The 18,891-nt window shown below is 70.4% G+C and carries 16 protein-coding genes; 12 read left to right on the forward strand and 4 right to left on the reverse strand.

Annotated elements, in window-relative coordinates; genetic code table 11:
* The first annotated feature begins 59 nt into the window (after window positions 1-59).
* The 4 genes from KU893_RS14415 to KU893_RS14430 are packed head-to-tail and all read left to right on the forward strand — an operon-like array spanning window position 60 to window position 4,002.
* The gene (locus KU893_RS14415) at window positions 60-1,211 is read left to right on the forward strand and encodes a polyamine ABC transporter substrate-binding protein (RefSeq protein ID WP_218235055.1); all 1,152 of its coding nucleotides are present in this window, start codon (window positions 60-62) and stop codon (window positions 1,209-1,211) included.
* The gene (locus KU893_RS14420) at window positions 1,195-2,337 is read left to right on the forward strand and encodes an ABC transporter ATP-binding protein (RefSeq protein ID WP_218235056.1); all 1,143 of its coding nucleotides are present in this window, start codon (window positions 1,195-1,197) and stop codon (window positions 2,335-2,337) included. The genes KU893_RS14415 and KU893_RS14420 overlap by 17 nt, the downstream gene beginning before the upstream one ends.
* 4 nt (window positions 2,338-2,341) lie before the next feature.
* Window positions 2,342-3,190 (forward strand): ABC transporter permease, encoded by an 849-nt coding sequence (locus KU893_RS14425; RefSeq protein ID WP_218235057.1) that lies wholly within the window; start codon window positions 2,342-2,344, stop codon window positions 3,188-3,190.
* Window positions 3,187-4,002 (forward strand): ABC transporter permease, encoded by an 816-nt coding sequence (locus tag KU893_RS14430; protein ID WP_246592647.1) that lies wholly within the window; start codon window positions 3,187-3,189, stop codon window positions 4,000-4,002. Before KU893_RS14425 ends, KU893_RS14430 begins: the two co-directional genes overlap by 4 nt.
* Before the next feature lie 244 nt (window positions 4,003-4,246).
* On the opposite strand, the gene KU893_RS14435 is transcribed toward KU893_RS14430, so the two are convergent.
* A complete protein-coding gene (locus tag KU893_RS14435) occupies window positions 4,247-5,641 on the reverse strand; it encodes an aspartate aminotransferase family protein (protein WP_372449707.1) in 1,395 nt (464 codons plus the stop codon).
* Window positions 5,642-5,765: 124 nt separating this feature from the next.
* Here KU893_RS14435 and KU893_RS14440 point away from each other — a divergent pair, with 124 nt between their 5' ends.
* A complete protein-coding gene (locus KU893_RS14440) occupies window positions 5,766-7,211 on the forward strand; it encodes an aminobutyraldehyde dehydrogenase (RefSeq protein WP_218235059.1) in 1,446 nt (481 codons plus the stop codon).
* Window positions 7,212-7,335: 124 nt separating this feature from the next.
* Complete coding sequence (locus tag KU893_RS14445; protein WP_218235060.1) at window positions 7,336-7,968, forward strand: hypothetical protein; 633 nt, start codon at window positions 7,336-7,338, stop codon at window positions 7,966-7,968.
* A gap of 12 nt (window positions 7,969-7,980) precedes the next feature.
* On the opposite strand, the gene KU893_RS14450 is transcribed toward KU893_RS14445, so the two are convergent.
* From KU893_RS14450 to KU893_RS14460, 3 genes are read right to left on the reverse strand one after another with little or no spacing between them, the layout of a single operon-like run.
* Complete coding sequence (locus KU893_RS14450) at window positions 7,981-11,484, reverse strand: ATP-binding protein (protein WP_218235061.1); 3,504 nt, start codon at window positions 11,482-11,484, stop codon at window positions 7,981-7,983.
* Window positions 11,484-12,203, reverse strand: coding sequence for a DUF4194 domain-containing protein (locus KU893_RS14455; protein WP_218235062.1), 720 nt, complete (start codon window positions 12,201-12,203; stop codon window positions 11,484-11,486). The genes KU893_RS14450 and KU893_RS14455 overlap by 1 nt, the downstream gene beginning before the upstream one ends.
* Entirely contained in the window at window positions 12,200-13,696 is a 1,497-nt protein-coding gene (locus KU893_RS14460; protein WP_218235063.1) for a DUF3375 domain-containing protein, read from the reverse strand. Before KU893_RS14460 ends, KU893_RS14455 begins: the two co-directional genes overlap by 4 nt.
* A 178-nt stretch (window positions 13,697-13,874) precedes the next feature.
* Between KU893_RS14460 and KU893_RS23305 the strand changes: the two genes are divergently transcribed.
* The 6 genes from KU893_RS23305 to KU893_RS14490 all read left to right on the forward strand — a co-directional run bounded on the left by KU893_RS23305 (window position 13,875) and on the right by KU893_RS14490 (window position 18,853).
* A complete protein-coding gene (locus KU893_RS23305) occupies window positions 13,875-14,174 on the forward strand; it encodes a DUF3303 domain-containing protein (protein WP_218235064.1) in 300 nt (99 codons plus the stop codon).
* 7 nt (window positions 14,175-14,181) lie between these two features.
* Window positions 14,182-15,132: an SMP-30/gluconolactonase/LRE family protein gene (locus tag KU893_RS14470; protein ID WP_218235065.1), complete on the forward strand. Its 951-nt coding sequence runs from the start codon at window positions 14,182-14,184 to the stop codon at window positions 15,130-15,132.
* Between the two features lie 101 nt (window positions 15,133-15,233).
* Window positions 15,234-15,566: a hypothetical protein gene (locus tag KU893_RS14475; RefSeq protein WP_218235066.1), complete on the forward strand. Its 333-nt coding sequence runs from the start codon at window positions 15,234-15,236 to the stop codon at window positions 15,564-15,566.
* 8 nt (window positions 15,567-15,574) lie between these two features.
* Entirely contained in the window at window positions 15,575-16,552 is a 978-nt protein-coding gene (locus tag KU893_RS14480; protein ID WP_218235067.1) for a glutathione S-transferase C-terminal domain-containing protein, read from the forward strand.
* 43 nt (window positions 16,553-16,595) lie between these two features.
* Window positions 16,596-18,017: a hypothetical protein gene (locus KU893_RS14485; RefSeq protein WP_218235068.1), complete on the forward strand. Its 1,422-nt coding sequence runs from the start codon at window positions 16,596-16,598 to the stop codon at window positions 18,015-18,017.
* Between the two features lie 452 nt (window positions 18,018-18,469).
* Window positions 18,470-18,853, forward strand: coding sequence for a hypothetical protein (locus KU893_RS14490; protein ID WP_218235069.1), 384 nt, complete (start codon window positions 18,470-18,472; stop codon window positions 18,851-18,853).
* Window positions 18,854-18,891: the final 38 nt, after the last annotated feature.

The raw sequence follows: 18,891 nt of genomic DNA on the forward strand, positions 1-18,891 counted from the left end.
GGGTCATGCCACGATCGGCACGTGTTCTGGGGAGGTGGCAACCGTTGGTCAATGCCCGTATGAGTCGCAGGACGGCGCTGCGTGGGGGTGCCGGACTCCTGCTCGGCGGCGCCAGCCTCGGCGTGCTCCCGCTGTTCGGGACGCCGGATCGCAAGCAGGATCCGGCCGAGTGCCGGGTGCAGGACGTGTCCGCCTCCGACCGTCGGCTGGTCGTGTCGAACTGGCCCGGCTACATCGACGAGGACGACGGCGACTACGTCTCGACGCTCACCGAGTTCGAGAAGCGCACCGGCATCAAGGTCAGCTACACCGCCGACGTCAACGACAACCTCGAGTTCTTCGCGAAGGTCGTCAACCAGCTCGGCTCGTGCCAGTCCTCCAAGCGCGACATGTTCATGCTCACCGACTGGATGGCCGCCCGGATGATCCAGGTCGGCTGGATCCAGCCGCTGGACAAGGCGAAGATCCCCAACGTCGACGCCAACCTGATCGACTCGCTCCGGGGCGTCGGCTGGGACCCGGACCGCACCTACTCCGCCCCGTGGCAGAGCGGCCTGACCGGCATCGCCTACAACAAGTCGAAGGTCAAGGAGGTGCGCTCCTTCGAGGAGCTGCTCACCCGCTCCGACCTGCGCGGCCGGATCTCGCTGCTCACCGAGATGCGCGACACCATGGGCCTGATCATGCTCAGCCAGGGCAAGGACCCCGCGAACTTCACCCAGGGCGACTGGGACAACGCGATCGAGCGGCTGCGCAAGGCCCGCAACGACGGCCAGGTCCGGGCCTTCACCGGCAACGACTACATCCAGGACCTCTCCGCCGGCAACATCTTGGCCTGCGAGGCGTGGTCGGGCGACGTGGCCGCGGCCGAGGACGAGAACCTCGTGTTCGTCTCGCCCGAGGAGGGCCAGATGATCTGGTCCGACAACATGCTCGTGCCCAACCTCGCCACCCACCAGGGCAACGCCGAGGAGTGGATCAACTACTACTACGAGCCCGAGGTGGCCGCGAAGCTCGCGGCGTACGTCTGGTACATCTGCCCGGTCAAGGGCGCCCAGGAGGCGATGGAGAAGGTCGACCCGAGCCTCGTCGAGAACCAGCTGATCTTCCCGTCCGCCGAGTCCCTGAAGACGATGCACTCGTTCATGGCCCTCGAGGAGTTCCAGATCCGTGCCTACGAAGGAGATTTCGCCGATGTCATTGGCGGCTGACCGCGCATCCGAGGCCCGGAGTCTCCGGCTCACCGCGCTCACCAAGGAGTTCACGACCTTCACCGCCGTGCGCTCCCTCGACCTCGAAGTGCCCGCCGGCAGCTTCTTCGCCCTGCTCGGCCCCTCCGGCTGCGGCAAGACGACGACCCTGCGGATGGTCGCCGGGCTGGAGGTGCCGACCTCGGGCACCATCCACCTCGGCGACGACGAGATCACCTACGAGAAGCCGTACCGGCGACCGGTCAACACGGTCTTCCAGAACTACGCGCTCTTCCCGCACCTCGACATCCACGAGAACGTCGCCTTCGGCCTGCGCCGCCGCAAGGTCAAGGACGTCGACCAGCAGGTCAAGGAGATGCTCGCGCTGGTCGAGCTCGAGTCGCAGGCGAGCAAGAAGCCGCCGCAGATGTCGGGCGGCCAGCAGCAGCGCGTCGCCCTCGCCCGGGCACTGATCAACCGGCCCGAGGTGCTGCTGCTCGACGAGCCGCTCGGCGCCCTCGACCTCAAGCTGCGCCGCTCGATGCAGATCGAGCTGAAGCGGATCCAGACCGAGGTCGGCCTCACCTTCGTGCACGTCACGCACGACCAGGAGGAGGCGATGACGATGGCCGACACGATCGCGGTCATGAACGGGGGCGTCATCGAGCAGATGGGCTCCCCCGCCGAGCTCTACGAGAACCCGCGCACCACCTTCGTCGCCAACTTCCTCGGCCAGTCCAACCTGATCGCCGGCTCCGTCGCCGCTGTGGACGCCGACGTCGTCCGGGTCGACATGCACGGCACCCAGGTCTCCATCCCGATCGACCGCTCCCACACCCGCAGCGGCGACGGCTGGGTCGGCATCCGGCCCGAGAAGGTGCTCATCGCCCCCGCGGGCGAGCCGATCGACGCCCCCGGCAACCACATGACCGGCGGCATCATCACCGACGTCAGCTTCGTCGGCGTCAGCACGCAGTACCTGGTGATGATGCCCTGGGGCCAGGAGCTGATGTCCTTCGAGCAGAACACCGGGCGGCGCGCCGTACTGGACAAGGGAACCAAGGTCGACGTGTCGTGGCGACCCGAGTTCGCGTTCCTGCTGCCCTCGAGCCAGGACGTCAACGCCGGCGTCCACGAGGAGGTCTAGGGCGATGCGCCGGGGACGCTTCACCGGCTACTGGCTGATGGCGCCGGCCGCCCTGTGGCTCGCGCTCTTCTTCGTCATCCCGTTCTACTCGCTGCTCGCGACCAGCCTGTTCGATCCGGAGGGCTCGGTCCTCACCGGCTACGACGTCGACTACCGCTTCGCGAACTTCGTCGACGCCCTCGACCAGTTCTGGGAGCCGCTGTTCCGCTCGCTGTGGTACGCCGCCGTGGCGACCGCGATCTGCCTGGTGCTCGGCTACGTGCTGGCCTACGCGATCGCGTTCAAGGGCGGCCGGTGGCGCAACTTCCTGCTGGTGCTGGTCATCGCGCCGTTCTTCACCAGCTTCCTGGTGCGCACCCTGTCCTGGAAGCTGATCCTGGCTGACGACGGGTTCGTCGTGGACACGCTGCAGTTCCTGCACCTGCTCGGCGAGGACGGCCGGCTGCTCGCGACGCCCGTGGCGGTGATCGCGGGCCTGGTCTACAACTTCCTGCCGTTCATGGTGCTGCCGCTCTACGCCAGCCTCGAGAAGATCGACACCCGACTGGTCGAGGCGGCCAGCGACCTCTACGCCTCCCCCACGCGCGGCTTCCTCAAGGTGACCCTGCCGCTGTCCAAGCCGGGCGTCGTGGCGGGCACGCTGCTCACCTTCATCCCGGCGGCCGGTGACTACATCAACGCCTCGCTGCTCGGCAGCCCCAACCAGCGCATGGTCGGCAACGTCATCCAGAACCTGTTCACCAGCACCGGCGACTACGCGACCGCGGGCGCCCTGTCGGTGATCCTGATGGCCATCATCGTCGCGATGGTCATGGTCTACATCCGCACCGCCGGGACGGAGGAGCTCGTATGACGGGCCTGCAGCGAGCCGGACGCTGGATCGGCGACCACCTGGTGATGGCCGCCGGACTGCTCGTCCTGGTCTACATGTTCGTGCCGATCGCCGTCGTGATGCTGATGAGCTTCAACGACAACAGCAAGTCCCGCAACGTCTACGCGTTCCGCGACTTCACCTGGAGCAACTGGGCCCACCCGTGTCGCCCCGACGGCATGTGCGACGCCGTGGTCCGCAGCATCGAGATCGGCCTGCTCGCCACCCTCGTGGCCACGCTGCTCGGCACCCTGGCCGCCTTCGCCCTGGTCCGTCACGACTTCGTCGGCCGCTCGGTCGCCAACACGGTGATCTTCTTGCCGATGGCCTCCCCCGAGATCGTAATGGGCTCCTCGCTGCTCGCGCTCTTTGTCGCGGGTGGCTTCGGCGGCCAGCTCGGCTTCGTGACGATCTTCATCGCCCACGTGATGTTCTGCCTGTCCTTCGTGATCGTCACCGTGAAGGCACGTCTGTCCGGGCTCGACGGGAACCTCGAGCAGGCCGCGATGGACCTCTACGCCAGCGAGTGGACGACGTTCTGGCGGGTCACCTTCCCGCTCGTCTTCCCCGGCATCGCGGCCGCCGCCCTGCTGAGCTTCTCGCTGTCCTTCGACGACTTCATCATCACGAACCTCAACGCCGGCCAGACCGTCACCTTCCCGATGTTCGTGTGGGGCGTCGCGCAGCGTGGCATCCCGATGCAGGTCAACGTCGTCGGAACCGTCATGTTCCTGATCTCGCTGTTCCTGGTGCTCACCAACATGCTCGTCACCCGCAAGAAGGCTGCCGTCTGACGTTGAGTCGTCACTTTCTCCGGTTGAGTCGTCACTTTCTCCAGTCGAGTCGTCACCTCCTCATCGCCGACGACGAGCTCTGAATCGAGGATCCGGCGAGTCAGCCGGAGTTCGTGACGACTCAACCGGAGTTCGTGACGAGTCAACCGAAGTTCGTGACGACTCAACGACGAAGCGGCGGCCCGGACTCATCGTCCCGACCGCCGCTTCGTCGGTGGCAGTGCTGCTGTGCGTCCCCGGGTGGCTACAGCAGGTCGGCCGCCTCGGTGAGGACCGCGCGGAGCTTCTGCTCGATCTCGTCGAAGTGCTCCTGGCCGCAGATGAGCGGGGGCGAGAGCTGGATGACCGGGTCGCCGCGGTCGTCGGCGCGGCAGTAGAGCCCGGCGTCGTAGAGGGCCTTGGAGAGGAAGCCGCGCAGCAGGCGCTCCGACTCGTCCTCGTCGAAGGTCTCCTTGGTGGCCTTGTCCTTGACCAGCTCGATGCCGTAGAAGAAGCCGTCGCCGCGGACGTCGCCGACGATCGGCAGGTCGAGCAGCTTCTCCAGGGTGGCGCGGAAGGCGCCCTCGCGGTCCCGGACGCCCTCGTTGATCTTCTCGTCCTCGAAGATCTCCAGGTTCTTCAGCGCGACCGCGGTGGAGACCGGGTGGCCGCCGAAGGTGTAGCCGTGCAGGAAGGTCTCGGTGCCGTGGGCGAACGGCTCGTAGATCCGGTCGCTGGCGATCATCGCGCCGAGCGGCGAGTAGCCGGAGGTCAGCCCCTTGGCGGAGGTGATGATGTCGGGCTGGTAGCCGTAGCGCTCGGCACCGAACATGTGGCCCAGCCGGCCGTAGGCGCAGATCACCTCGTCGGAGACCAGCAGGACGTCGTACTGGTCGCAGATCTCGCGCACCCGCTGGAAGTAGCCCGGGGGCGGCGGGAAGCAGCCGCCGGCGTTCTGGACCGGCTCGAGGAACACCGCGGCGACCGTCTCGGCGCCCTCGTTCTCGATGGCGACGGCGATCTGGTCGGCGGCCCAGCGCCCGAAGGCCTCCGGGTCGGAGCCGTCGAGGAAGCCGCCGGTGATCTCCGAGGCGCGGTAGGCGTTGGTGTTGGGCACCCGGAAGGTCGACGGGACCAGCGGCTCGAACGGGGCCTTGAGGCCCGGCAGGCCGGTGATCGACAGGGCGCCCTGGGTGGTGCCGTGATAGGCGATGGCGCGGCTGATCACCTTGTGCTTCATCGGCTTGCCGACGAGCTTGAAGTAGTTCTTGGCGAGCTTCCAGGCCGACTCGACGGCCTCGCCGCCGCCGGAGGTGAAGAACACCCGGTTGAGGTCGCCCGGCGCGTAGCTCGCGATCTTCGCGGCGAGCTCGATCGCGGTCGGGTGGGCGTAGGACCACAGCGGGAAGAAGGCGAGCTCGGAGGCCTGCTTGGCCGCCACCTCGGCGAGGTCGGTGCGCCCGTGGCCGAGCTGGCTCACGAACAGCCCGCCGAGGGCGTCGAGGTACTTGCGGCCCTGGGCGTCCCACACGTAGGCGCCGTCACCGCGGACGATGATCGGCACGTCGGCCGTGTCGTAGGAGGACATGCGGGTGAAGTGCATCCACAGGTGATCCCGCGCGGACTTCTGGAGGGCGTCGTGCGCCGTTACGTCTACCACTCGACCATCTTGACTCTCACCATCGAAAACGGCAAGTGAATCCGTGGCCATTTGGTTCGTTCGCAACGGATTTCGTAGGCACGAGGCTTCCGTACGACGGAGATGCTGGCTACGCTCGCGCCTCATGACCGCCCTGCGCAACTTCATCGACGGCGCCAGCGTCGACGCCGCCTCCGGAGCCACCTACGACGTCGTCAACCCCGCCACCGGCCAGGCGTACACCACCGCCCCGGCCAGCGACGCCGAGGACGTCGACCGCGCGATGCGGGCCGCCGAGCGGGCCTTCGAGGCCGAGGCCTGGGGCGAGACCACCCCGAAGGAGCGGCAGGAGGCGCTGCTGCGCATCGCGCAGGCGATCGAGGACCGGGCCGACGAGTTCGTCCGCGCCGAGTGCGAGAACACCGGCAAGCCGATCGGCGTGACCGCCGAGGAGGAGATGCCGCCCAGCGTCGACGAGTTCCGCTTCTTCGCCGGCGCCGCCCGGGTCCTCGAGGGCCGCAGCGCCGGCGAGTACCTCAAGGACCACACCTCGTGGATCCGCCGCGAGCCGATCGGTGTCGTCGCCCAGGTGACGCCGTGGAACTACCCGCTGATGATGGCGATCTGGAAGATCGCCCCCGCCCTCGCGGCCGGCAACACCATCGTGCTCAAGCCGAGTGACACGACGCCGGCCAGCACGGTGCTGCTCGCCGAGGTCGCCGCCGAGTTCCTGCCCGCGGGCGTGCTCAACGTCGTCTGCGGCGACCGCACCACCGGCCGCGCCCTGGTCGAGCACAAGACGCCGCAGCTCGTGGCGATCACCGGTTCGGTGCGCGCCGGCATGGAGGTCGCCGCCTCCGCGGCGACCGACCTCAAGCGGGTCCACCTCGAGCTCGGCGGCAAGGCGCCGGTCGTGGTCTTCGACGACGCCGACGTCGAGGCCGCCGCCGAGGCGATCGCCGGTGCGGGCTACTTCAACGCCGGCCAGGACTGCACCGCCGCCACCCGGGTCCTCGCCGGGGCCGGCATCCACGACGAGCTGGTCGCCGCGCTCGCCGAGCACGCCCGCAGGACGCGCACCGGCCTGCCCGACGACCCGGAGGTCGCGTACGGCGCCCTCAACAACCCCGACCAGCTCGCCCGGGTCGCCGGCATGGTCGACCGGCTCCCCGACCACGCGCGGATCGAGGCCGGCGGCACGCGGCCCACGGTCGCGGGCGGCGAGGGCGGCTACTTCTACGACGCCACCGTCGTCTCCGGCCTGCGCCAGGACGACGAGGTGGTCCAGAACGAGATCTTCGGCCCGGTCATCACCGTGCAGTCGTTCGCCGACGAGGCCGAGGCGGTGCACTTCGCCAACGACGTGCAGTACGGCCTCTCCTCCTCGGTGTGGACCAAGGACCACGGCCGCGCGATGCGGATGTCCAAGCACCTCGACTTCGGGGTCGTGTGGATCAACACCCACATCCCGTTCGTCTCCGAGATGCCGCACGGCGGCTTCAAGCACTCCGGCTACGGCAAGGACCTGTCGATGTACGGGCTCGAGGACTACACCCGGATCAAGCACGTGATGTCCTACACCGGCACGTGAGCCGACAAGGTAAAGGTTCCCGCGAACGAGGCCCGCGTCCGGTCGGGGAGCCGTAGCGTCCCAGCAAAGAGGGGACTCTGCGCATGACGATGCTCGCCCGGCGCCTGGCGGTGGGCGCCGCGCCGTGACGGAGCAGTGGCGTCCGTACGACGCCCCCGGGGACGATCCGCCGCCCGCGCCCGACGAGGCGACCACCTACCCCGAGTACGACGCCGGCGGCGCGTGGCGGCGCGGCCGGTTCGGGCTGCTGGTCGGCGCGATCGTGCTCCTCGGGGGCGTGGCGACCGTGATCGACGCGATCTCCGACAACGGCAACGCCACCTCGACGACGACGACCACCACCACGACCACGACCCACACCGAGATCCGGGTCGACGGCACGGGCAGCGAGCTGTTCACGACGGCCGGTACGACGGCGATGACCGACGCGCTGGTCGCGGAGACCGGTTCGCCGCAGGTGCTCGAGGTGATCCTGTTCGCGTCCCACGCGCTGCTCACCGTTCGCGGCGACCACGGCTCGCACCACCTGCTGTGGGACGGCGAGTCGATGACGCCCGCCGGGAAGGCGGGGTCCGCCCGCAGGCCGTTCGACCTCGGCGACCTCGACGGTGCCGTGGTCGGGCGTCTGTGCGGCAGCCAGCCCGCCCTGTGCACCGCCGTCGTCGGCCGCCCGCTGCCCGGCGACCACGGCGCGTGGATCACCGTCACCGCGGCGGACGGCGTCCACGCCACCGACCTGCAGGGCAACGAGCCCTGAGAGTGGCCGAGGTCAGGCGTCGGCGGTCTCGGCGTTGGTGATCGGAGTGATCCACGACTGGTGGGTCGTGGTGTTCTTGGTGATCGCCAGCAGCTCGTCCATGTGGGGCTCGAGGCCGGTCACCTTGTCGAGCGGGACGCCGATGATCAGCTGGAACCCGAGGCCCTTCCACGCCTGCACGGCACGCCCGGCGAACTCCGAGTCGGCCTTCACGAAGCCCTCGTCGAGGAACACCGGGGCGAACCGCGGTCGCGAGCGCATCTCGTCGCCGAGCCGGAAGCGCAGCGCGGAGCCGACGATGAACGCCACCAGCTCCTGGCTCTCGCCACCGGACTTCTCCCCCAGGGTCCGGTACGTCGCCCGCAGCTCGCCGGTGAGGTGGTCGTAGCGCTCGGCGCTGATCTCGACGTGCCGGCGTACGTCGAGCAGGCGGTCGCGGTCGGTCGTGACGGCCGGCCCGTCGCCCGACTGGGCGGGCTTGCGCAGCTGCTGCATGAACCGGCTGAGGTCGGTGAACCTCTTCTCGAGCGCGGCCTCGTCGAGCTCGCCGCTGGCACCGGAGGACAGGGTGCGCAGGTCCTTGAGGAAGACCTGCACGTGGGCGGGCGCGAGCCGGCGCAGCCGGATCCGGAGCCGGTCGCCCGAGGCGCCACCGAACTCCAGGCGCCGCAGGATGGCGTTGATCGGCTCGAGCCGGTCCTCGATCTCCTCGACCGAGGACGACATCGCGCCGAGCAGGGGCACCAGGTCCTGGCCGCTCCACTCGGTGAGCCGGCGGCGCCACTCCGCGCGCCGCTCGGCGAGGCCGGTGCCGCGGATCTCCTCGAGGATCCGGGCATAGTCGGCGTACGAGTCGGCGGTCGCGCCCAGGTTGGGCGAGTCCCACTGGAACTTGTAGTGCTTGAAGATGAGCGCCAGGTCGTCGTCGCAGCGCCGGATCTCGGAGTCGGCGTCGGCGACGGCGGTGCGCAGCCGCTCCCCCAGCCGGTGGGAGTTGTCGGCGAACCGGTCGAGGTCCTCGGGGTCGGCGGGCGCGGCGGCCGCGGCGAAGTCGGCGGCCAGCGCGGCCTCCTGCTCCTCGCTGAGCTCGACGGCACCGCTCTTCTCCATCGCCTCGAGGCGGTCCTTGACCAGGTCCTCGGAGTCGACGAGCTCGCTGTGCCCGGAGTTGAGCTCGCGCTGCTTCTGCTCGAGGGCGAACCGCTCCTGGCGGGCGTCGTCGAGCCGGTGGACGAGGTCGTCGATCTGGGCCTGGAGGACCTTGAGCTGGTCGTCGGAGGTGAGGATGTCGGTACGGCGCTGCTCGAGCTCGGTGATCCGGCGGTCGCTGCCGGCGACGTCGACGTCGTCGAAGCGGACCATCGCGATCGCGTCGTACGCCTTGCGCTGCTGCTCCAGCAGCCGGCCGCGGCGGTCGAGGTCGGCGAGCTGGGCGTCGACCTGTTCGAGACGGCGCTCGAGCTCCTCGAGCTGGCCGTCGATCTCGGCGATCGCGTCCTCGTTGGAGAAGCCGATGATGTTGCGGTGGTCGCCGCGCCCGTGGGTGCCGCGGTCGCCGTTGCGGGTCTGGCCCGCGGCGGTCACCCGGAACCCGGGTCCGTCGAGCTCGGCCGCGCTCTCGACGCAGAACGCGTTGCGCGACGGCTCCTCGACGTGCTGCTGGACCCAGCCGGAGAACGGCGAGTCCTTGAACAGCAGCTTGCCGGCGACCCGCTCGGGGTCGGCCGGACCGGTCTCGGGCAGGTCGAGCTCGACGCCCTGGAAGGTCAGCCGGCCGGGCAGCTTGAGCCCGTCGATGGCGCCGGAGAACTCCGCCAGGCGGTCGAGCGGGACGAGCATCATCCGGGCCGTGCCGCCGAGGACGGTCTCGATCGCCGTGCGCCAGCGCGCCTCCTCCGGGGCGATGTCGATCAGCTCGGCGACGAACGGCAGCGCCTCGACGGACAGGCCGCTCGCGTCGGCGACGGCGGCCCGCAGGTCGTGGAGGTACGACGGCACCCGGCCGTTGCGGTTCTCCATCGAGGCCCGCTCGCGCTTGAGCACCGCCTGCTCGTTCTTCAGCGGCACCAGCCCGTCGCGGACCCGGTCGCGCTCGGCGCGCAGCGTGGCCTGCTCGGCCTCGCCGGCCGAGAGCCGCTTGCGGGCCAGCAGCTGCAGCTCGGCGAACGCGGTCGCCGAGTCGAGCGCGGACTCGAGGTCGGGGGCGTCGGCGTCGGTCAGCCCCACCAGCGGGTAGACGCGCTCCTCGAGCTCGGCGAGCCGGTTGGCCCGCTCCTCACGGATCACCCGCTCGTGCTCGGCCTGCGCGGCGAGCGCCTGCAGGTCGCCACCGCCGGCGGCGCGGTGCGCCTCCTTGGCCGCCTCCAGGTCGCCGGCGAGCGTGGTCTCCGCGGACCGGGTGGCGGTGAGCGCCTCGACCGTGCCCTGCCGCGAGTCGCGGTTGCCGGCGACGGCGGTCTCGATCAGCCGCAGGTGGGTGCGCAGCAGCCACAGCCGCAGCGGGGTGTCGCCGGGCAGCGTGACGCCGTACGAGTCGAGCTCGGCGAGCCGCTTCGCCGCGGCCACCTTGCGCTCCTGGAGCTCGGTGATCGGCTCGAGCAGCTCGAGCTTCTGCTCCTCGGTGCGCATCGCGGTGTAGGAGGCGTCGAGGTCGTCGAAGTGCTCGATCGCCCGGTCGGCAGCGGCGTAGGTGGCGGGCCGCTCGAGGACCATGTCCTTGTAGAGGTCGTCGACACTGCGGACCTGGTTGCCCGCCTGGATCCGGGCCAGCAGGCGCAGCGCCTTGGACCCGTCACCGTTGGCGCCGATGCCGAGCCGGGCGTGCAGCACGGCGGCGAACTCGGCGTACGTGCGATGCACCCGGATGCCGGGGTACAGCTTCTTGAGGGTGTTGGCGTGGAAGCGCTCGGGTACGGCGACCTCGAGCGTCTCGAGCGACAGGGCACCCTCGTGGGTGGCGAGCTGCATCTGCACGTCGCCGGAGCGCGCGGCCCGGCGCGGGACGTAGTAGGTGCGCAGCGCGGTGAACCGGCCGCCCTGGTCGTTGACGAAGGTCATCGCGACCGCGCCCCAGGTGTCGGAGCCCTTGCCGCGCAGGAGCTTCTCCTCGGGCCGGCCGGTCTTCGGGTTGTCGACGACGTCGACGGCGCCGCGCAGGTAGGACAGCAGGTTGCGCTGCCCGGCGCTGCGGGCGCGGCCCGCGACGGCGTCGTTGGAGGCGCCGTTGAACTTGGTGTCGGACGGCATCATCAGCGCCGTGTAGGCGTCGAGGATGGTGCTCTTGCCGACACCCGAGGCGCCGGAGATCATCGTCGCGTCGCCGCGCAGCGGGACCGTGGTGAGGCCGCCGAAGCCGCCCCAGTTGACCAGCTGCAGCAGCGCCGCGCGCCACTGGACGGTGTCGTCGGCGGGGGTCGCGACGACCTGCTTGTCGAAGAGGCCGTCGGCGGTCTCCTCGCTCGTCGAGTAGCCCGAGCCCCCGGGCGAGGGCGTATCGAGACGCTCGTCGACGGACATCAGGCGTCCTCCTCCTCGAACAGGTCGTCCTGCGTCTCGGTCGCGGCGGGCTCCGCCTCGGAGCCGTTGGCCTTCTGCAGCGCCTCGAGCAGCTCCTGGAGCAGCTCGAGCGGCAGCAGCGGCTCGACGGCCTCGCTGATCTCGTAGCGGTCGTCGGCGGCCGAGCCGATGAGCAGGCCGGCCTTCACGATGCTGACCACGGCATTGCGGGCCCGCTTCTCGTCGCCCGCCTCGTCGGTGGCGTGGCCGGGGCGGAAGCTGGCGACGTACTCGACGATGTCCTCGCGGTCGATGTAGACCCGGGCGTCGCCGCTGGCCAGGCCGGCCCGCAGCCGGTCGCGCAGGTGGACCAGCACCAGGGTCTCCTCGCGCGACCACGCGGTGTCGTGGAGCAGGGTCGGGAACCTGCTGGCGGTCTCCGAGACGGCCTGCCGCTTCCAGGCGACCTCGCGGCTCGGGTCGACCTGGAGGTCGAGGAAGAGGTCGTTGAGGCGCGAGCGGATCACCCGCTCGTTCTCGACGAGCACCTGCCAGTCGCGCGGGTGGGTGCGGGCGCTGATGAACCGCTGCTTGAGCAGGGTGACCAGCGCGTGCCGCTGGGCGTACTCCAACCCGCCCTCGTCGCCCTCGAACAGGGAGACCGAGGTGGCGTCGGCGACCTCGTCGAGGTCGTCGAACTCGTTGCTCCCTGCGGTCGGCTCGTCCAGGTCGACACTCACCGGCGGGTCTCCTCTCGGCTGTTCTCGAGGTCGGGGTCGGGCAGCGGGGTGCGCGGCACCGCGAAGGTGCGCCGCGACCCGTCGGGGCGTACGGCGGCGAACGACTCGAGCACGTCCTCGGTCTCCCACTCGCGGTCGGCGGCGAGGTGCAGCAGGCCGAAGATCTCCACGGGCCGGCGCAGGGACGGCTCGAGCGCCTCGAAGAGCTCGCCGAGCGAGCCTGCGGGCAGCAGGTCGCCCAGCGCGTCGTCGAGCCGCTGGCGCAGCGACCCGAGCTGGGGGCCGCCCTGCGCCATCAGCTCCTCGAGCGACAGCGTGGGCGCCTCGGCGGGGTCGGCCCGGGTGATCGGCTCCGGCAGCACGTCGTCGGCCGGGTCGTGGAACCGCTCGCGCAGGTGGTCGACGGCGACCCGGTTGGGCAGCAGCGCCACATCGTGGGTGGCGCGTGGTCCGGTCGTCGACATCCACGTCATCAGCTCGGACTCCACCTGGCGCAGGGTCTGCTCCAGCTCGCGGTCGCGGGCGGCGTCGTGGGAGACGATGTACTCCTTGAGCGTCGCCGTCACCCGGCTGCGTTGCGCCAGCACCCGGTCGAGGCCGTCGCGGACCAGCTTGACGGTCCCCCGCAGCTCGGCCCGGTCGGCCTCCCCGAGGATCCCGGACGACAGCGGGTGCTCGAGCAGCGCGCCGAGGTCCTCGCGCAGCTGGGTCACCAGCCCGTCGTCGCGCAGCAGCGCGAACGCTCCTTCGAAGGCCCGCCCCTCCTGGGTCGCGGTCATCAGCGCGTCGGCGCGCGCGAGGTAGTCGTCGATGACCTCGCCCGCCGGGCGGTCCTCGGCCCGGAAGGCGGCCAGGATCTCGCCGCGGATCGTCGCGAACCGCTCCTCCACCCGCGCGAAGTCGCTCGGCAGCGCGCTGATCAGGGAGAGCAGCTCGGTGAACCCCTCGAGCATGTAGTCCTCGGTCGCGCTGACCATCTCGGCCCCGTCGACCAGCCGGTCGCGCTCGACCTTGAGCCGCGCGATCTCGTCGTTGAGCAGGGTCACCCGGGCGCCGCGGTCGGGGTTCGCCTCGGAGTTGAACCGTCGTACGGTGCTGAGGATGGTGGTGATCCGGTGCTCGCTGAGCGTCGCGCGGTCGCGCGCGAGGTTCTTGACCAGCTCGAGCGCCTGCTGCGCGTGGGAGGTCAGCGAGTAGACCTCGTTGCCCTGCTCGTCGAGCGAGCGCACCAGCCACTGCCCCCGCATCCACCGCTGGCAGATGTCGCGCCCCGTGCCCGTGGGCAGGTCGGTGTCGCCCGCGCTGCGGATCTCGGCGAGGTGCTCCTCGACCTGGGTGTGCAGCCGAGCCGTCGGGATCGGCTTGTTGTTGCGCCCGAAGGCCGCCCGGAAGATCGTGATGACGACCGGCGCCTGCCGCTGGTGGAGCAGCGTCAGGGTCGGCTGCGCGAAGGCACCCTTGACCCGCGCCAGCTCGGCAGCGATGTCGCTCAACCCTGTCCCCCGGTGTCCGTCGTCGTGATCTGGCCTGCTAGGTGCGAACGAAAAGCATCACATAGGGGTACGACGCGGCCGCAGGCAGGCTCGACGATGGCCACCAAATGGCGGATGTGCGGCAGCCCGAGGCGGCGTACGGTCCGAAGGGGGCCGAAACCACTCCGAGGAGGTCGTCGTGAAGTACGTCATCTCGTGGCTGGCGAAGCCCAGCCTGGGCGAGGCCGAGATCGCCCGCTCCCTGCAGGTCTTCGGCAAGTGGACGCCGTCGGAGACCGTCACCTTCGAGCAGTTCCTGGGACGCGCGGACGCCAGGGGCGGGTTCGCCGTCGTCACGACCGACGACATCAACGCCCTCGTGCGTGACATGGCGACGTTCGGCACCTGGTTCGACATGGAGGTCGTCCCGGTCGTCGAGATCGGCGACCTGGCCGCCCTCTCCGGCGAGGCGCTGGGCTTCATCGCTTCGGTCGGCTGAGGCTGCCATGCGCCGGCTCAACCTGCCCGTGGCGCTCGCCACCGTTGCGCTCGCCACCGTGGCGCTCCTCGCCGTGCCCGCCTCGGCGCGCCCGGCAGCCACGAGCGTCCCGCTCCCGGTCGACTTCCAGCCGGAGGGCATCGCGATCGGGACCGGCGACACCTTCTACGTCGGCTCTCTCCGCGACGGTGACATCTACCGCGGCGACCTGAGCACCGGGAAGGGCGCGGTGTTCATCGACAACACCGGCCGGGCCGCGGTCGGCATGCGGGTCGACGAGGCCCGCAAGCTGCTGTTCGTCGCGGGCGGGCCCGGCGGTCACGTCTACGTCTACGACACCCGCGACGGCTCGCAGGTCGCCGACGTCGCGGTCGGGCCGCCGACGGCGTTCACCAACGACGTCGCGCTCACCGGGGACGCGGCGTACTTCACCGACACCTTCGCCCCCTTCCTCTACAAGCTGCCGTACGGCGACAGCGGGTTCGGTCCGCCCGAGGCGATCCACGTGACCGGGCCGGCAGGGTCGTCCACCCCGGGGACGTTCGGCCTCAACGGGATCGACGCGACGCCGGACGGCTCGACCCTCGTGGTCGACCACACCGCGCTGGGCATCGTCGCCCTCGTCGACCCGGCGACCGGCGTCAGCACACAGATCCCGATCGCCGGCGGCGGGCTCCTCGCCGGCACCCCGGACGGCCTCCAGCTCGAGGGACACCGGCTGTTCGTCGTACAGAACTTCGCGAGCTCCATCGTCGAGATCGCCCTGTCGGGCGACCTCTCCCGCGGCACCGTGGTCCGCACGATCACCTCCGAGCTGTTCCACGTCCCGACCACGATGGCGGTGAAGGGCGACCTGATCGCCGCGGTCAACGGCCGCTTCGACCTCGGCTTCCCGCCGCCGTTCGGCCCCGGGGCACCGCCCGGGACGACCTTCGACGTCGTGCTGGTGCGGCGGTAGGAGGCACTTGCCGACCCACGCCCCTGTCGGCGCGGGTGGCACCCGCGGCAACGGGTACTGATCGGACGTCCCCGAGAACCTGACCAGCAGAGGAGCTCCCCGTGATCCACCTCGACCCGATCGGCACGATCAAGCGCCTGAGCGTCGCCGCCCTCAAGGCGCCGGCGGCCGTGGCCGGCGCGGCGGTCGGCGTCGCACAGACCGCCGTCCGCCGGGTGCAGGGCGGCAAGGCCGCCGAGCCGACGCTGACCATCTCGCCCGACGAGCCGGTCAACGTGACCGAGGAGCTCGGTCTCGACCCGGCGCCGGTGTCGAAGCCCCGTCCCCGCACGACGCCCGCGCCGCCGCCCGTCACCGACATCGACGCCCAGGCCGACCCCGACCACGTGGACGTGACACCGGCCGACATCGCCGACGCGGTGAAGAAGGACTGAGCCGGGGCGTGGCCGCCTACGCGACGAAGGGCAAGGCCTTCGAGCGGGACACCAGGTACGTCGCGGACCGGATCACCCGCGAGCAGGGCCGCAGCCAGGATCCTCACGTCGGCGCGCTCGACGTACCGACCTGGTCCGTCGAACCCGGCCGCTACCGCCTGGTCGCGGCCCGCGCGTGCCCCTGGGCCAACCGGTCGATCATCGTGCGGATCCTGCTCGGCCTCGAGGACGTGATCTCCCTCGGCCTGGCCGGCCCGACCCACGACCGGCGCAGCTGGCGCTTCGACCTCGACCCGGGCGGCGTCGACCCCGTCCTGGGCTACGAGCGGCTCGAGCAGGCCTACCTGGCCCGCGACCCGTCGTACGACCGGGGCGTCACGGTGCCGGCGCTGGTCGACGTACCGACGAGGTCGCTGGTGACCAACGACTTCCCGGCGATCACCCACGACCTCTTCTTCGAGTGGCGCGATCACCACCGGCCCGACGCGCCGGACCTGTGGCCCGAGGAGTGCCGCGAGGAGATGGAGGAGGTCATGGAGCGGGTTTTCACCGAGGTCAACAACGGTGTCTACCGGTGTGGCTTCGCCGGGACCCAGGAGGCGTACGACGCGGCGTACGACCGGCTCTGGTCGGCTCTGGACTGGCTGGAGGAGCGGCTGACCGACCGCCGCTACCTGATGGGCGACGCGATCACCGAGGCCGACGTGCGGCTGTTCACCACGCTGGCGCGCTTCGACGCCGTCTACCACGGCCACTTCAAGTGCAACCGCAACAAGCTGAGCGAGATGCCGGTGCTGTGGGCCTACGCGCGTGACCTGTTCCAGACGCCCGGCTTCGGCGAGACGATCGACTTCGACCAGATCAAGCGGCACTACTACGTCGTGCACGAGGACATCAACCCGACCGGGATCGTGCCGAAGGGGCCGGACGAGACGGGCTGGCGCAGCCCGCACGGACGGGACCGGCTCGGACCGCGGCACTCGTGACATCTCCCTTGACTTCGAACGCCTGTTCGAATACTGTCGGAGGATGACGGACCTCGGGGACCTCAGCGCGGCGGAGCTGCTCGCCGCCGAGGAGTCCGGCGTGCTCCAGAAGAGGCAGCAGGAGGTCGACTCGCTGCTGCGCCTGCTCGCCTGGTGCGACCTGCACTCGGTCGACCCGCAGTCCCAGCCGGGCGCCGTCCCCGCGAGGTTCGGCGGCGACCGGCTCGTGCGCCTCGGCGGCGAGGGCACGCCGGAGACCTCCGAGCTGTGCCTCACCGAGTTCGCGGTCGCCAGCCGCGTCGGGTACGTCGCCACCTCCCACCGCGCGGCGGCCGCCCTCGACCTGCGCCACCGTCTCCCCCACCTGTGGGAACGCGTGCAGCAGCTCGACGTGGAGGTGTGGGTGGCCCGCAGGATCGCGGAGCTCTCGCGCAAGCTCTCCCGCGCGGCCGTCGAGCTGGTCGACGTCTCGGTCGCCGCCGCCCACGACCTGCCGCCGGGCAAGCTGATCGAGCTCGCCGAGGCACGCATCATCGAGGCCGACCCCGAGGCCCACCGCAAGCGCATCGCCGCCGAGGAGGCCCGGATCGGCGTGTTCGCCCGCCGTCGCCGTACCGGGGACGCGGTCGCGAGCATCGACGGCCAGGCAGGCGTACAGCCGATCACCCTCCGGCTCCCGGACGCGGGAGCCCTCGAGTTCACCACGAGCGTCGAGGAGGTCGCGCAGGCCCTGGCCGACCAGCACGTCCCCGCCGACGAGGACGACGTCCCGACCATGCACCAGTTCCGGGCCCGCGCGGTCGAGCTGCTCGCCGACCCGTACGCCGCCGTCCGCTTCCTCGAAGGCCTCCGCGAGCCCGAGGCAACCCCGGCCCCCCAGCCCGCCCGCACCCCGCGCCGGGCCACGGTCTACGTCCACCTCGACGCCGCCGTCCTCGCCGGCTTCGCCACCGGCATCGCCCGGGTGGAGGACCTCGGCCCGATGCTGCTCGAACAGGTCGCCGCCCTGCTGCGCCACCGCTCCATCGACCTGCACCCGGTCATCGACCTCAGCTCCGGCGCGGCCGTCGACGCCTACGAGCACCCCGCCACCTGCAAGGAGCGCACCCGCCTGCGCACCGGCGGCGACGTCTTCCCCCACTCCGCCTCCCGCACCCGCCGCCTCGACCACGACCACGTCGCGCCGTACGACAAGGACGGACCACCCGGCCAGACCGGCGACCACAACGACGCCCCGCTCACCCGCCGACATCACCGGGCCAAGACCCACCTCCCCTACCGCACTCGCCAGCTCGCCCTCGGCGCCTACCGGTGGGAGACGCCGCACGGCCTCCTCCGGGTCGTGTCCCGGTACGGCACAACCGTGGTCGAGCCGCTCCGGAGCGTCGACGGCACTCTCGTCGGAGAGGCGTACCCCGCGCGGTACGACGTCTGCTACGACGCCGGACCGCCGGCACACGGTTGACGTCAGTCGTGGCTGGAAGCGTGCGTCAGTTCGCCCAGAATGACGCTGAAAGCGCTCCGCCTTGTGCGTTCGTGGGAACACACCAAGTCTGACCATTCCCGAGGTCACATGGCTGACCCTGATCTCAGTCCAGACTCGAACGCCACAAGACCCTTGGTTGCAATCGTGCCGCGATGCGGACCGCACCATGGGTAGGCCGTTTGGGCGAAACGCCTCCGTAAGTAGATCCGGTCCTCATCGGTGCGACCTGGGCGATTCTCCAAGTCGGGTATCAGCGGTCGCCGTCTTGGGGTCTGCTGCACCTACCGATGTCAGCCCGACCTAGCCCATTCCGCCGCCCAAGCGCGCGGAACTGCCGATGAGCGGATCCGAATGATTCCAAGACGTGACCGACGCCTCTGGTCGAGCCAAGCCCTGTCATCGAACACTGGTGTAGGCAGTAAGGAGGGCACGTGGAGATCATCGTCCGCAGCATTCTGGGCCTACTCCTCATCGCGCACGGCCTGGTTCACCTGCTGTGGTTGGCACCGAGCGCCGATCCAGCGTGGCCGTTCCGGCTCGACCGGTCATGGCTGGTGCCCGGAGCGGCCCGTACACCCATCGCGGTCGTGCTCATCGCGCTGGTTGTCGTGGGGTTCGCTTTGCTCGGCCTCGCCATTTGGGGAGTTCCTGGCCTGACTTCGATCTGGTCGGTCCTGGCGATCGCGGCCTCCGTAGCGTCACTCGCCACCATGGTGCTGTTCTGGGATCGTCAGCTCCTGTGGGGCGTAGCGATTGACGTCGCCCTCATTTTCGTGGCGTTGTGGCAGCCCAGCTGGACGGATCGTTTCGGGTAGGCACGGGCCGCGAGACGTTTGGGGCGCGCGACGGCGAC

Source organism: Nocardioides daeguensis (assembly GCF_019192965.1).
Lineage (GTDB): Bacteria > Actinomycetota > Actinomycetes > Propionibacteriales > Nocardioidaceae > Nocardioides > Nocardioides daeguensis.